The organism is Aestuarium sp., from assembly GCF_023253315.1.
Classification (GTDB): domain Bacteria; phylum Pseudomonadota; class Alphaproteobacteria; order Rhodobacterales; family Rhodobacteraceae; genus Marivivens; species Marivivens donghaensis.
In genome coordinates, this window is record NZ_JALRGW010000011.1 from 1 (window position 1) to 13,437 (window position 13,437).

Genomic DNA, 13,437 nt, shown 5'->3' on the forward strand with positions numbered 1-13,437 from the left:
GGGCGAATTCGGACTCAAACGCCGAGGACGAAGACGTCGAACGCGCGCCCGGCGAAGCCGTGCTCAACGAAAGAATGATGTTCTACGTCGGGAAGAGCATCGAGACGCACTGTCATATGCTGAAATTGCGCCAACGGTGCGAGGCAGATGATTACACGCCCACGAAGGAGGATATTGAGCTTATGGATACGATCAGAGATGCGATATTGAAGCACTACGACGCGCCGCTGCCGTCACTAGAGAGCGAAGCCAAGGCGCAGGCGGAAGAAAGGCGGCGGAAGAATCCGAATAATTACGGCTTACCCAAACCTTCGTCCGAACGCGAGGGTAAATTAGAAGCTTTGCCTACCGACGGATGGCGTCTAACGCGTAAGAAGGAGCGCACGAAGCTCAAGGCGAGCGACCCCGTATTGCAGACGCAATGGGGAATCCTGTTTGGCTTTATAGTCGGCGTAGCAATCCGCCTGCGCAACCGACGCCATCAGGAAAAGAATGAAGGATATAGCGTGTTTCATGATGAGATCAGAACACCAGAAGGTGCGGCGCTATTCAATAACCGAATGAGTGTGAGGGTGTGTTATCGAATGGCTCAGCACTGATATTGAGCGACACACCGCGAAGATCCCATCGTCCCTTCATCACGGCGCACCATCGCGTCAGACGAAGAAAGGACACACTATGTTCAAGACAGTAACCGCGGGATTGACCGCACTTTCTCTGGCGCTTTCGGTGCCCACCACAGCCCAAGCTGGCAATGACGATGTCGCTAAGGCGCTCGCAGGATTGGCCTTGATCGCCATCGTGGGTGCGGCTCTTTCTGATAACAATGGACGAACGCAAGTTCAGGTCACGCCGCCGCAATCCTACCCAAACCGCAGGGAAGGTGTTCGCAGTCATGATGAACATCGCAGTGACAATTGGGGCCATAACGCTCGCCGTGTCGCGCTACTGCCCGAAGCATGCAGCATCGAACTGAGCCGCCATGGCGAAACACGAGAGTTGTATAACAGCCGCTGTCTGCGCCGGACCTACGCCAACTTTGACGCACTCCCTAGCGATTGCCAGACGACCTATCGTCAGAATGGGCACACGCGAAATGGCTTCAATGCGTCGTGTCTCCGCCAATACGGTTACCGAGCAGAGCGCCGATAAAAGGGTCGAGCAGCAGGCACCAAAGGTGCCGAGGGCGGGGCGAGGGTTGGACAATTACCCTCGCCCCGTTTTAGGTGAAGCCATGACAAAGATTGCTCCTGATTTTTCATTTGAACGCGCCGCGATGGATCGTGGTTATCTTCGTGTCGCGGGTGTGGACGAGGTAGGTCGCGGACCTTTGTGTGGTCCTGTGACAGCCTGTGCTGTCGTGCTTGATCCCGCACAGGTGCCCGACGGTCTGAATGATTCTAAACAACTGACCCCGAAAAAACGCGCCATGCTGCTAGAGGCGCTCTTGGACGTGGCGGATGTTTCCATCGCCCATGCATCTGTAGAAGAGGTTGATAGTCTCAACATCTATCATGCCACGCATCTGGCGATGTGTCGTGCTCTCGATGGACTGTCTGTTCCTGCTGACTACGCGTTGATCGACGGCAATAAGATTCCCAAAGATATCCAGATTCCCGCTGAGGCCATCGTGAAGGGAGATGCCCGTTCCGTCTCAATCGCTGCCGCCTCAATTGCGGCAAAAATGTGTCGAGACCAAATTATGGTGGACTTAGCGCAACAGTTTCCGGGCTACGGATGGGAGCGAAATGCGGGCTACGGGACGAAAGAACACCTCGAAGCACTCGTAAAAAAAGGGGTTACACCACATCATAGGCGGTCGTTTAAACCCGTGCACAACATCTTGTATCAAGAATAAAACTTAAAGGCTTGATTCAAAAAACTTTTTGACACCGTCCCCCCTCTGACTCATCTTAAGGCCAACCATAGAGCGGAAAAATCCGCCGGTTATACGAGGCAGTAAAATGATCAGAGCAGAAGAGAAGGGCGCGGCAGCGCTCCCTCTGAATAGTATTCTTGCGGGCGATTGCATTGAAATAATGAACTCGCTTCCCGCAAATAGCGTGGACCTCATTTTTGCGGACCCGCCCTACAATCTCCAACTTCGTGGCGATCTTCATCGCCCCGATAACTCCAAAGTCGATGCCGTTGATGATCACTGGGACCAGTTTTCGTCCTTCGCGGCCTATGACCAGTTCACACGTGATTGGTTGGCAGCGGCGCGCCGTTTGCTGAAGCCGAACGGTGCGATCTGGGTGATCGGCAGTTACCATAACGTGTTCCGGATGGGTGCCGAACTTCAAAACCAAGGGTTCTGGATTTTGAATGACGTGGTTTGGCGCAAGTCGAACCCCATGCCCAACTTCCGCGGCAAACGTCTGACCAACGCACATGAGACCCTGATTTGGGCATCCAAAGAAGAGGCCAGCAAATATACCTTCAACTACGAGGCCCTAAAGGCCTTGAACGAAGGTGTGCAGATGCGCTCTGACTGGGTGCTTCCGATCTGCACGGGTCATGAGCGTCTCAAAGATGATGCAGGCGATAAGGCGCATCCGACACAGAAACCGGAATCGCTCCTCCATCGTGTTCTGCTCGGCACGACAAACCCGGGGGATGTGATTCTGGACCCTTTCTTTGGCACAGGCACCACGGGTGCAGTTGCCAAGATGCTGGGTCGCGAGTTTATCGGCATTGAGCGCGAAGAAGCGTACCGTTTGGTTGCGAAGAAACGCATCGAAGCCGTGCGCAAATTCGACAAAGAAGCGCTTGAGGTTTCGCAGTCCAAACGGGCCGAGCCGCGCGTTGCCTTCGGCGTTCTGGTTGAACGTGGTTTGCTGCGTCCAGGCGAAGAGCTGTTCAGCATTAATGGTCGTCACACGGCCAAAGTGCGTGCGGACGGGTCAATTGTCGGTCGGGACATGAAGGGGTCGATCCATCAGGTCGGTGCCCATCTCGAAGGCGCGCCGTCGTGCAATGGCTGGACCTACTGGCACTTTAAACGGGACGGTCAGACTGTTCCGATTGATCTCCTGCGCCAGCAGATCCGCTCGGAAATGTCAGCGTAAGCTGATCAAGAGTTACCGCCAGAGCCACCAGCCCTGCTCGGCTGTTGTAGGCTCATACCTCCCCGCCGTTTGTTCGGCGGGGCTTTTTGCTATCGAGGCATTGGATTGCTGGCAGTTTTATAGGCTGACCAATCGGTTATGTCGGGGTAGTACTGCCGACGCCAAGCGCGAACCTTGGGATTCATCCAGCGCCGCCAAACTGGGGGCACTAAGGCAGCCATTGCCATGAGCGGATATCCGAACGGCAACTGTGGCGCTTCGTTCTCATCATAGGTTTGCAAGAGCGGGAACCGTCGGTCGGGTTTATAGTGGTGATCCGAATGGCGCTGAAGGTTGATCAGCAGCCAGTTCGTGCCGGTATGAGACGCGTTCCACGAATGATGTGGTTTGACGTGTTCGTATTTCCCGTCACCCAAGTGACGACGCGTTAGTCCGTAATGTTCAACATAGTTGGTCAGTTCGAGGGCAAGAATGGCCATGAAGGCTTGAACAACAAAGAGGCCAAGTCCAGCGATTCCGCCGATACCAAACGCGATTGAAAGCATGATCAACTGCAGGACGGCATAGCGCCAAAACGGATTGCTCCGATGCCACCACGCCAGGTTCCGACGGGCGAGCATCTTGCGTTCAGCGTCAAACGCTGAGGGCGGACATGTCACGAGAACTCGGGCGAAATAACGGTGGAACCCTTCGTTGTAGCGAGCCGTCACCGCATCCTTCGGTGTGCCGACGTAGATATGGTGAACCAGAAGGTGTTCGGTTCGGAAATGCGAATATAGAACCATGGACAGAAGAATGTCTCCGAGCCACCGTTCGAACGTATTTTTCTGGTGCATTAACTCATGCGAGTACACGATCCCAATCGTGCCCGACAGAATACCAACATCGATCATCACTGCGATTTTTTCGCCGACGCGCAGATGGGTTGTTGAGGTGACATAGGCTAGAAGGCCGAAAATCATCACGAACTGCACAGGCGGCCAGATCATAGTGATCAGCCGATACCAAAACAGGTCTTTCGTTGGGGTTTCGGTGTCAGGGTTTTCTTGGTTTAGACCAGCGACGGCATCGACGACGGTAAATATATGCCACGCGAGTAGTGGCGTCAGTGCCAAGGTCCAACCGCCATAAATTGCGCCAATAACAGGCAGCGGGACGAGAGCTAATGAGAGCCAAAACGGCAGGGCTTTTGTGAATGATCCAACCGATTTTGCGGGCGTCATATGATCGATCCTCTACCTTTGGCTGAATGTTACGCCTATCGGTTTAGGGTTTCAATCAGTGCCGAAAGCACCCACTGCGAGGTCGTAAACCTTGCGCATGACAGTTGGCAGCGCACTTGGGTCCAATGTCATGAACACCCCATTCTTTGCCTCGGCCTTGGTAGGAACACGCGCGATTTCGATTCTGAGGCGCAGATGGAAATGGGTGAACGTATGCAGTGCTTCGACATTGAGCGTTTGCCAATCGGCTTCCATGGGAGGCGCTTCTTTTGGCGCATCGTTCCAGTCCGATCCGGGCCAGCCGAGCATCCCGCCCAAAAGCCCTTTGTCTGGTCGTGTCTCCAAAAGGAAGGTGCCGTCGGGCTTGCGGGCGACGTAGGCAATGCCAAATCGGACCGGTTTCGGCTGTTTAGGAGTCTTTTTTGGCAGTTCTGCTGCAGTCCCTTCGACGCGGGCGTGACACGGATCGCGCCACGGACAGATCCCGCAGGCTGGGCTTTTTGGTGTGCAAATGGTTGCGCCGAGGTCCATGACGGCCTGAGCGTAGTCTCCTGCGCGATCCTTTGGTGTCAGGTCACGTGCGAGTTCCGTAAGTTCAGGTTTAGCAGAAGGTAGCGGTGTGTGGACGTTATAGAGCCGAGACATCACACGTTCGACGTTGCCATCCACGACGACCTCAGACCTGTTGAACGCAATCGAAGAAATAGCACCTGCGGTGTATGGGCCGATCCCAGGAAGGGTCAGCAGACCCTCGCGCGTGTCAGGGAATGTTCCCCCATGATCCGTCACCACCGCGCGGGCGCATTTCAGCAAATTCCGTGCGCGGGCGTAGTAGCCGAGACCTGCCCATTCAGCCATTACATCGGCGTCGGCGGCATTGGCCAAATCAAAAACCGTAGGCCAGCGTTCTGTGAAGCGGCGGAAGTAGTCTTTGACGGCCGCAACTGTCGTTTGTTGCAGCATCACCTCTGACAGCCACACACGATAGGGATCAGGCATAACGCCCGCCTTGCGGTCCGCGGGCGATGTGCGCCATGGCATGACGCGGGCATGTTGGTCATACCAATCCAAAAGCATATCACTTAGGCCGTCACGCAATCTTTAGCTCCTGTAACAGTGGTTTCGCTGGCAACTGCCGCCTCGGTCGGTAACATAGGTCACTAAGATGAAACAGCCACGCTCCAATGGAACCACTCGCGGTTTTTCACGCGCCGTAAGCCTGATGCAGACCCGCATCCGTGAGGCGAGCGAATCGCGTGGCTTTGCCGTGTCGCGTCTTTTGACCCATTGGGAAGAGATCGTGGGGCAGCAGACGGCCTCAATGGCGCGACCTGTGAATGTGTCTTACGGGCGGAACGGAATGGGCGCGACGCTCACGCTTTTGACCACGGGATCGATGGCGCCGATCCTTGAGATGCAGAAAGAACAAATCCTGCAAAAAGTGAACGGATGCTATGGCTACCGTGCCATTGCGCGAGTGAAGGTCACGCAGACCGCACCAACAGGATTTAGCGATGGGCAGGTGGCATTTAGCCATGCACCCAAAGCCGAGAAACCCGCCCCTGCCCCTGAAGTGGTCGAACAGGCCCGCGATATCGGGCAGGGTGTCGGTGACGATGGATTGCGCCAAGCGTTAGAGCTTTTGGCGACCAATGTGTTAAGCAAACGGAAAACCTGACAGAGGCAGTAATGAAACGACGTCTTTTCCTCACCACCGCCGGTGCAGCCATGATGGCTGGCGGTATGACCCTCCCTGCATTTGCCCAAGAGGCAGAGGCCGCCGCTGGTATTCCTGATATGGTGCTGGGCAATCCTGATGCGCCAGTTGAGATCGTAGAATATGCGTCCTTCACTTGCCCGCATTGTGCGAACTTCCACGCCAACCAGTTCCAGCAGATCAAAGCGAACTACATCGATACTGGCAAAGTGCGCTTTGTCTTCCGTGAGGTCTTTTTCGACCGCTACGGCCTATGGGGTTCGATGATTGCGCGCTGTGGTGGCGAAATGCGCTTCCACGGGATCGTGTCGATGATGTTCGAACGCCAGCGTGATTGGGCACAGGGCGAACCAGCGCAGATCGCTGCAAACCTGCGCAATATTGGTAAGGTCGCAGGCCTTGATGATACGACGCTGGACGCTTGTATGCAGGATGCCGATACCGCGCAGGCTTTGGTCGCTTGGTACGAAGAGAATCGTGTTCGTGACAACATCGAAGGCACGCCGTCATTCCTGATCCAAGGTCAGAAATATTCGAACATGAGCTACGAAGAGTTCGCAGCAATTCTCGATGAAAAGCTGACCGAGGTTGGCTATACAGAATAAATCTGGAACATGGTTTCAGTCCAAAGGGCGGCCAGTGGCTGCCCTTTATTTTTTGGTGATGCCGATCGCGGATAGGGCGCTGTCGATTGGCCCCCAATCCTCTAGCTCTAGCCGAACTGGAACTGTCAGCACTTTTGAGCGGAACGAGTCTGGCAGACGAACCGCGTCTTTTTCGGTCGTGACCAACTGTGCTCCACGCAACTGCGCCTCTGCCTCTAAGCGGAGCATGAGGGCAGGTGTCAGTGGTTGGTGGTCTTGCAGGGGTTCACCGTGAATGACATTCGCACCTAGTTCGCGGAGGGTGGCAAAGAACTTCTCTGGGTTACCGATCCCCGCGAAGGCGAGAACTGGCATTCCCGCCCACGGCATTCCCGTTTGCAACGGTGCCAATCGACCATTGACGAGCGGAATGGGAATTTCGCCCAATGGCACACCGTTTGTTCCAATCGACAGGACGATTTGTGCGCGCTTTAGACCTGCATCAACCGTTTCACGTAAGGGACCAGCGGGCATGACGCGCCGATTGCCAAAGCCACGCGCCGCATCGACGACGACGATACTGAGGTCTTTAGTGACCGACGGGTTCTGAAACCCATCGTCTAGCAAAATAACGTCAGCACCTGCAGCTTCTGCGGCCTTGACGCCCGCCGCCCGATCCTGTGCGACCCATGTGGGGGTAAATGCTGCTAGCAAAAGGGGTTCGTCACCTACATCTTCGGCGTTGTGATCTCGTTCTCGAACTTGGGTCGGGCCAATGGTTTTGCCGCCATACCCACGCGACACAACATGAGGGGAGTAGCCGAGGGCAATAAGCCGTTGGACCAGTGCGATTGTCGTCGGTGTTTTGCCAGTCCCGCCAACGTTGATGTTGCCGACGCAAATCACGGGGACAGAGGCCCTATATCCCGACTTAGCCACACGGCGCGCAGTCACAAACCCATAGAGCGCCCCAACAGGCGACAGTATCCGCGCCATGAGCGCAGGTTTGTCTGCGGGGGTGAACCAATAGTCGGGCGCGCGCATCCTATCCTTCGGCCTTGTATAGGATTGTGCTAATCAGAGCGGCAATCCGGTTTGTTACCTCTGCTCCGCGCGATGTGACATCCCAAGCAGCATGGGCAATCTGCGCGGTAAGGTCAGGGGATAGCAGGTCTTCGATCGTTTTGGCCAGTGCTGCGCCGTTTGCAATTGGTGCCGCGCCACCCGCGTTGTCGAGTTGCATATAAAAGCGGGCATAGGGTGCCGTTGTCGGGCCATGCACAACTACAGAGCCAAGTGCCGCGGCCTCAAACGGATGGCGACTTCCTCTGGTCAACGTGCCGCCCATGTAAGTAATCGGCGAAATCCGATACCACATACCTAATTCACCATCGAGATCGGCGACCAGCGCACGGGTCGTCTCGGTCGGGTCGCCTTCGGACCGAAGAACGGTTTCAAACCCAGCATCGACGAGCTTCGCGGCGAGTTCGGGTGCTTGGCGTGTATCCTGAGGAACGAGGATCAAAAGCAGCCGATGTGATCTGCGGCATGCACTGCGGTGCGCCTCAATGATCAAGTTGATCTCAGCGGGGATCGCATTTGCGACGAGCCAGATCGGGCGCGTATCGATGGTTCTTGCGAAATCGGCCCGTTCTGCGTCGTTGCATGACAGAACGGGCGCTTGATCATCGAAATGTCCGATGACTTCGACGTGGTCTGAGGCGACACCCCAACGGCGAAACCGTTCGGCACTCGATTTATCAGCGGCGAGGACGTCGTTGAAAACCGAAAGAAGATAGCGGCGCATCCCAAAGAACCACTTTCGTCCTTCAGGGATAAAGTCGTTTGCGTCCGCAGCGATCAGGTATTTCGGAAACGAATATCGGTCGGCTGCGGTTACGATCGCGGGATCAACTTGTCCCCCAATCCACACCAGTCCGATGGGTTTCCAGTGATCAATGAACCGCGAGATATCCCGCAGATTTCGACCTGGTCCTTTTGATACTGTGATCATCCCGTCTGGAGAGGTGTCAGTGTCTAGCGACGATCCCGTCACGACAAATGCGACCTGTTCGAGGTCGTCCTGCATTTGTCGCATGACCCGTCGAATGTGATCTGCATCTGCGGTGTTTCGACAGTGCACCCAAATGACGGGCTGGGAAGGGGGGGTAGGTTCGTTTGCGCCTATGACCTCGCCTGACCCGCAGGGGCGGGCCAAGAGGTAGAGGTTTAGGAGCAATGACGAAGCCATTTAGGGATTACAGGCCCAGTTCTTCGGTCGGGGAAGCCGCAACGCCTTCGTCCCGGAGCCTGTGAATGTGAGCGATGAAATAGCGTGTGTGTGCGTCATCAACGGTGCGCTGAGCCGCTGCTTTCCATGCATCATGGGCGGACTGATAGTCGGGGAACATACCGACGATGTCGATATTGTTGACGTCTTTGAAAGTCGTGGTGCTGGGATCAACAAGTTCGCCACCAAAGACGAGATGCAGACGATTGGCCATGGGGAAACTCCGCTGTGTTGGATGTGCGCCACCCTAAGCATTGGAGGCAAAGGGTCAAGAGAACCACCGTCATGGTTTCGATACAGATGTGCCCTAACCCCCTGCAACTCAAGGGTTTGCTGCGGTGCAGAAATTTTTACTTGCCTTCTGGTCGTTGATGGCCAACCCTGTAGGTGAAGAAAAGAGGACCGCATTGCCCTGCATCGCCGTGTTCACCGATCTGGATGGAACTCTTCTGGATCATGAAACTTACTCTTGGGCGCCAGCCGCGCCTGCACTGGACCGATTGAGAACGCGGAATATTCCGCTGATCATAGCGAGTTCAAAGACTGCAGCCGAAATTGAACAGCTTCGGGATGCAATCGGGTTCGGCCATATGCCTGCAATCGTCGAGAATGGCGCTGGCATTCTTGAGGGTGGAGCGACCGCTGGATCTGATCGAGTGGATCATGAAAGGATTATGCGGGTCCTCTCACAGATACCTGATGCCCTGCGCCGTGATTTTGAAGGGTTCACTGATTGGGGCGTAGAGGGCATTTCGCGTGAAACTGGGTTGTCCAAATCTGGGGCTCGACTGGCTTATGCTCGTCAGTTTTCTGAACCTGGATTGTGGCGCGGAAGTGAGCAAGCCGAAGCGGAGTTTATAGCGGTTTTGGCTGAGCATGGAGTGCACGCACGGCGTGGCGGGCGGTTCCTGACACTTTCGTTCGGTGCGACCAAGGCGGATCGGATGAGAGAGCTATCCGCGCGATTTGCACCTTGTCGAACGATCGCGCTGGGTGATGCGCCTAATGATGTTGAAATGTTGCAGGCAGCGTCATTGGGCGTGGTGGTGAAGAACCCCCACGCTGCGCCGCTGCCGCCGCTCGTAGGAGAGGCGGATGGGCGCATTATTCGCACGAAACTCGTCGGGCCTGCAGGCTGGAACGAAGCGGTTCTGAAATATGTTGAGATTTGGAATCCGGAGCTGAACAAAAAACAACAGGAGGTTTGACCCTTGGCCGATTTTCACCAGAGCGGAAGCATCGCGACCCTGCACAATTTGCGGACCGCATCCACCGAAGCGATGACGAATGAGCTGTCTACGTTCGGGATGAACCGCAAAATCAACCTTATCCTCCCGTCGTTGTTTTCGGAACTCGAAGGCGAGGCTCTGCCCGCAATCATTGATGAACTGAATAAGGTGCCATACCTCAATAAAATCGTCATTGGCCTCGACCGTGCGACCGAAGAGGAATACCGATACGCACGGCAGTTCTTTTCTCGTCTCAAGGTGAACCACGACATTCTTTGGAACGATGGCCCGCGTTTGCAGGCGATTGATGAGCGTTTGAAAAAGCTAGCCTTGTCACCGAACGAACCAGGCAAAGGACGGAATGTTTGGTTCTGCATTGGTTACACGTTGGCGCAAGCGGAGGCTGCAGTGGTTGCGGTCCATGACTGTGATGTCGTGACCTATTCGGCAGATATGTTGGCGCGGCTTGTGTATCCCGTCGCCAACCCTGCATTTCCCTATCAAATGTCCAAAGGGTTCTATCCGCGAGTGGCGGATCGAAAGTTAAATGGACGGGTCAGTCGTTTGCTCGTGACGCCTCTTTTGCAGGCGCTCAAGAAGGTCTTGGGACAGCGAGACTACCTCGATTTCCTATCGTCGTTTCGTTACCCGCTGGCAGGAGAGTTCGCGATGCGTACGGCGATTTTGCCAGACATGCGCATTCCATCGGACTGGGGTTTAGAGATCGGCCTCTTGTCCGAGGCTTGGCGGAACCTATCGCCGCAGGCCGTTTGTCAGGTCGAGATCAGCGATCGATATGACCACAAACATCAGGATCTTTCCCTTGATAATTCAAACAAAGGGCTCAGCCGGATGTCGGTCGACATTTGCAAAGCCCTATACCGCAAGCTTGCTGCCGACGGCACGGTGCTGAGTGAGGAGGTGTTTCGGTCGATCAAAGCGACCTATTACCGAATGGCGCTCGACCTCATCGATACCTACTACAACGACGCGAGAATGAACGGTCTCGACCTTGATCGGCACGCCGAAGAGACTGCCGTTGAGTTGTTCGCTGCGAATATCATGCAGGCGGGGAGCGTGTTCCTCGATAACCCGATGGAAACGCCGTTTATCCCGAACTGGAGTCGTGTGAACGCTGCCGATCCTGCGATCCTGACGGACATGCTAAAGGCAGTCGCAGACGACAACGCGGAATTCGGTTAGAGCAGTTGATCTGCGAGGGTTTGGTGGAAGGTCGGCACTGCGCCGATCACTCCGTTCACCTGCGGATGGGGATTGTTAAATCGCAGCGGGATGCCTTTTTTGTCGGTCACGGTGCCGCCTGCCTCGGTCAGGATCAAAGCCCCTGCAGCGATGTCCCATTCCCAGCTTGGGCGGAGGGTAATCATGCCGTCGAAACGACCCTCGGCGACGAGGCACATACGGTAGGCAAGTGAACTTCTGAAATGGCGATCGACCTCGGGTGGCTGTGCGTTTTTCCAGTTGGTCACATCCATGGTCGGCGTGTTCGTGAGGATCGTTGGCGGCGTTGCGGTTTCACCGGCATGCAGGGTTTCACCGTTCAGCGTTGCGCCCTCGCCACGCCCCGCAGCAAACATCTGGTCTTTCATCGGTAGATAAACGACGCCGGCTAAAACCAGTCCGTTTTCGACAATAGCGAGCGAATGGGCCCAGTCCTTGGAGCCGTCGATAAACGCGCGGGTTCCGTCGATTGGATCGACGATGAACTGGCGGGTTGTTGATAGACGATCCGAGGTGTCATCGGTCTCTTCGGACAGCCAACCATAGTCGGGCCGCGCTGCGGTCAACGATTCCCGCAGCATGGTATCGACAGCTAGGTCCGCTTCGGTCACGGGGCCTTGGCCAGCGGGTTTGTCCCATACCTTTGGAGCCGACTGAAAAAAGTCCGCTGCGATTTCCCCTGCTTTGCGGGCCGCGTCTATCAGGAGGTCGAGATCAGTCACCGGCAAGCGTCAGCCCTTCGACCAAGAGCGATGGCACAACACGGCTTAGGTGTTGGCGAGCATCATTGGCGGGGGTGATCCGTTTGAGCATATCGATCAGGTTGCCCGCAATTGTGATCTCATTGACGGGGTAGGTGATCTCGCCGTTTTCGATCCAGAAACCAGCCGCCCCACGGGAATAGTCGCCCGTATTCGGGTTGATCGTTGAGCCGATGAAAGACGTCACCAACAGTCCAGTGCCCATATCGCGGATGAGATCGGCGCGGGACTTATCGCCTTGGGTTAAGGCAACGTTCGTCACAGAGGGGCTGGGCGTTGAGGATGTGCCGCGTGCCGCATGTGCGTTGCTGGCCAGTCCGAGTTGCCGCGCTGTGGCGAGGTCGAGCGTCCAGTCGGTTAGGATACCATTTTCAACAATCGCACGACGGGCTGTCGGCAGTCCTTCGGCGTCGAAAAGACGGGAGGCACTTGCGCGTGGGCGATGCGGGTCCTCGATCAGCGACAGACCTTCGGGGAGGACTTGTGTCCCTTTCAATCCACGTGCCCATGACGAACCACGTGCGATCATGCTGCCGTTTACCGCCTGCAAGAGGTGGGTGATCAGTGATGAAGAGATACGTTCATCCAATAGGATTGGATAGCTGCCTGTTTTGGGGCGGCGTGGGTTGAGACGCTCAATCGCGCGTTCCCCTGCGGTGCGGCCAATGTCCGCCGCGTCGCGCATATCGGACTGGAAAATGCGGCTGTCATGATCGTAATCACGTTCCATCCCGCTGCCAGTTCCAGCGAGTGCGCCACAGGAAATGCCACGGTCTGAACGCTCATATCCTGCCGCGAAGCCGTTCGTTGCAGCGATGTGAACGCGGCGATGGCTGTAGCCTGCGGATGCGCCGATCACTTGCTCTACGCCGTCGACGGCAAGTGCTGCCGCTTCGGCGCGGGCTGCATCGTCCTGTAGCATGGCGGGATCAGGTTCAGGTGTTGGGTCGAATAGTTCTAGCCTGCTGCTATCGGTATCCGTGGCGAGCTGATCGACATCGGCTAACCCAGCATACCGATCTTCGGGGGCCACGCGGGCCATCGCAACTGCGCGCTCTGCCAACTCGCGAAGCGCATCGGGGCGTGTGTCCGAGGTCGATACGCAGGCCTGCCGTTGGCCGACCAACACGCGCAAACCAACATCTACGCCTTCGGATCTTTCGGCGGACTCTAGGACACCACCGCGAACATCGATGTGAACCGAAGTTCCATCAACGGCCAAAGCATCGGCGCTATCGGCACCACTTTTACGGGCGAGATCGAGAAGTAGGCTGGTCAGGTCAGAAAGCGATTTTGTCATGGGCACACCTTTGGTCACCCATG

15 protein-coding genes are annotated in these 13,437 nt (G+C 56.0%); 8 read left to right on the top strand and 7 right to left on the bottom strand.

The features are described 5' to 3' along the window. The 4 genes from AC1QQ2_RS07465 to AC1QQ2_RS07480 all read left to right on the top strand — a co-directional run. Positions 1 to 599, top strand: a 599-nt coding sequence (locus AC1QQ2_RS07465) for a hypothetical protein (RefSeq protein ID WP_479712673.1), incomplete at its 5' end; no start/stop codon positions are given. A gap of 79 nt (positions 600 to 678) precedes the next feature. Next, a complete protein-coding gene (locus AC1QQ2_RS07470) occupies positions 679 to 1,152 on the top strand; it encodes a hypothetical protein (protein ID WP_479712674.1) in 474 nt (157 codons plus the stop codon). Between the two features lie 82 nt (positions 1,153 to 1,234). After that, on the top strand, positions 1,235 to 1,858 hold the full coding sequence (locus tag AC1QQ2_RS07475; protein WP_479712675.1) for a ribonuclease HII: 624 nt from the start codon (positions 1,235 to 1,237) through the stop codon (positions 1,856 to 1,858). A gap of 106 nt (positions 1,859 to 1,964) precedes the next feature. Further along, positions 1,965 to 3,068 carry a site-specific DNA-methyltransferase gene (locus tag AC1QQ2_RS07480; protein WP_067547477.1) on the top strand — a complete coding sequence of 368 codons (1,104 nt, stop codon included), beginning with the start codon at positions 1,965 to 1,967 and terminating at the stop codon, positions 3,066 to 3,068. Positions 3,069 to 3,157: 89 nt separating this feature from the next. Here the strand turns inward: AC1QQ2_RS07480 and AC1QQ2_RS07485 are convergent, their stop codons facing one another. Continuing rightward, entirely contained in the window at positions 3,158 to 4,291 is a 1,134-nt protein-coding gene (locus tag AC1QQ2_RS07485; RefSeq protein ID WP_479712676.1) for an alkane 1-monooxygenase, read from the bottom strand. A 51-nt stretch (positions 4,292 to 4,342) separates the two neighbouring features. After that, positions 4,343 to 5,368, bottom strand: coding sequence for an A/G-specific adenine glycosylase (mutY, locus tag AC1QQ2_RS07490; protein ID WP_479712727.1), 1,026 nt, complete (start codon positions 5,366 to 5,368; stop codon positions 4,343 to 4,345). Positions 5,369 to 5,456: 88 nt separating this feature from the next. Here mutY and AC1QQ2_RS07495 point away from each other — a divergent pair, with 88 nt between their 5' ends. Together AC1QQ2_RS07495 and AC1QQ2_RS07500 are read left to right on the top strand one after the other, a co-directional pair. After that, complete coding sequence (locus AC1QQ2_RS07495) at positions 5,457 to 5,969, top strand: DUF721 domain-containing protein (protein ID WP_249946710.1); 513 nt, start codon at positions 5,457 to 5,459, stop codon at positions 5,967 to 5,969. A gap of 11 nt (positions 5,970 to 5,980) precedes the next feature. After that, on the top strand, positions 5,981 to 6,613 hold the full coding sequence (locus AC1QQ2_RS07500) for a DsbA family protein (RefSeq protein WP_479712677.1): 633 nt from the start codon (positions 5,981 to 5,983) through the stop codon (positions 6,611 to 6,613). A 45-nt stretch (positions 6,614 to 6,658) separates the two neighbouring features. On the opposite strand, the gene lpxK is transcribed toward AC1QQ2_RS07500, so the two are convergent. Genes lpxK through AC1QQ2_RS07515 form a run of 3 tightly spaced genes read right to left on the bottom strand, consistent with a single transcriptional unit; the run spans position 6,659 to position 9,096 of the window. Beyond that, the gene (gene lpxK / locus AC1QQ2_RS07505) at positions 6,659 to 7,636 is read right to left on the bottom strand and encodes a tetraacyldisaccharide 4'-kinase (protein WP_479712678.1); all 978 of its coding nucleotides are present in this window, start codon (positions 7,634 to 7,636) and stop codon (positions 6,659 to 6,661) included. Position 7,637: 1 nt separating this feature from the next. Then, positions 7,638 to 8,843, bottom strand: coding sequence for a 3-deoxy-D-manno-octulosonic acid transferase (locus tag AC1QQ2_RS07510; RefSeq protein WP_479712679.1), 1,206 nt, complete (start codon positions 8,841 to 8,843; stop codon positions 7,638 to 7,640). Between the two features lie 7 nt (positions 8,844 to 8,850). Then, positions 8,851 to 9,096, bottom strand: a complete 246-nt coding sequence (locus AC1QQ2_RS07515) for a DUF4170 domain-containing protein (RefSeq protein ID WP_479712680.1) — start codon at positions 9,094 to 9,096, stop codon at positions 8,851 to 8,853. Positions 9,097 to 9,253: 157 nt separating this feature from the next. Here AC1QQ2_RS07515 and AC1QQ2_RS07520 point away from each other — a divergent pair, with 157 nt between their 5' ends. Next, positions 9,254 to 10,090, top strand: coding sequence for an HAD-IIB family hydrolase (locus tag AC1QQ2_RS07520; RefSeq protein ID WP_479712681.1), 837 nt, complete (start codon positions 9,254 to 9,256; stop codon positions 10,088 to 10,090). A 3-nt stretch (positions 10,091 to 10,093) separates the two neighbouring features. After that, positions 10,094 to 11,314 carry a glycosyltransferase family protein gene (locus AC1QQ2_RS07525; RefSeq protein ID WP_479712682.1) on the top strand — a complete coding sequence of 407 codons (1,221 nt, stop codon included), beginning with the start codon at positions 10,094 to 10,096 and terminating at the stop codon, positions 11,312 to 11,314. On the opposite strand, the gene AC1QQ2_RS07530 is transcribed toward AC1QQ2_RS07525, so the two are convergent. Next, positions 11,311 to 12,081: a 3'(2'),5'-bisphosphate nucleotidase CysQ gene (locus tag AC1QQ2_RS07530; protein ID WP_479712683.1), complete on the bottom strand. Its 771-nt coding sequence runs from the start codon at positions 12,079 to 12,081 to the stop codon at positions 11,311 to 11,313. The two genes, AC1QQ2_RS07525 and AC1QQ2_RS07530, sit on opposite strands and share 4 nt — an antisense overlap. After that, positions 12,068 to 13,414, bottom strand: coding sequence for a TldD/PmbA family protein (locus AC1QQ2_RS07535; RefSeq protein ID WP_479712684.1), 1,347 nt, complete (start codon positions 13,412 to 13,414; stop codon positions 12,068 to 12,070). The genes AC1QQ2_RS07530 and AC1QQ2_RS07535 overlap by 14 nt, the downstream gene beginning before the upstream one ends. Positions 13,415 to 13,437 lie beyond the last annotated feature (23 nt).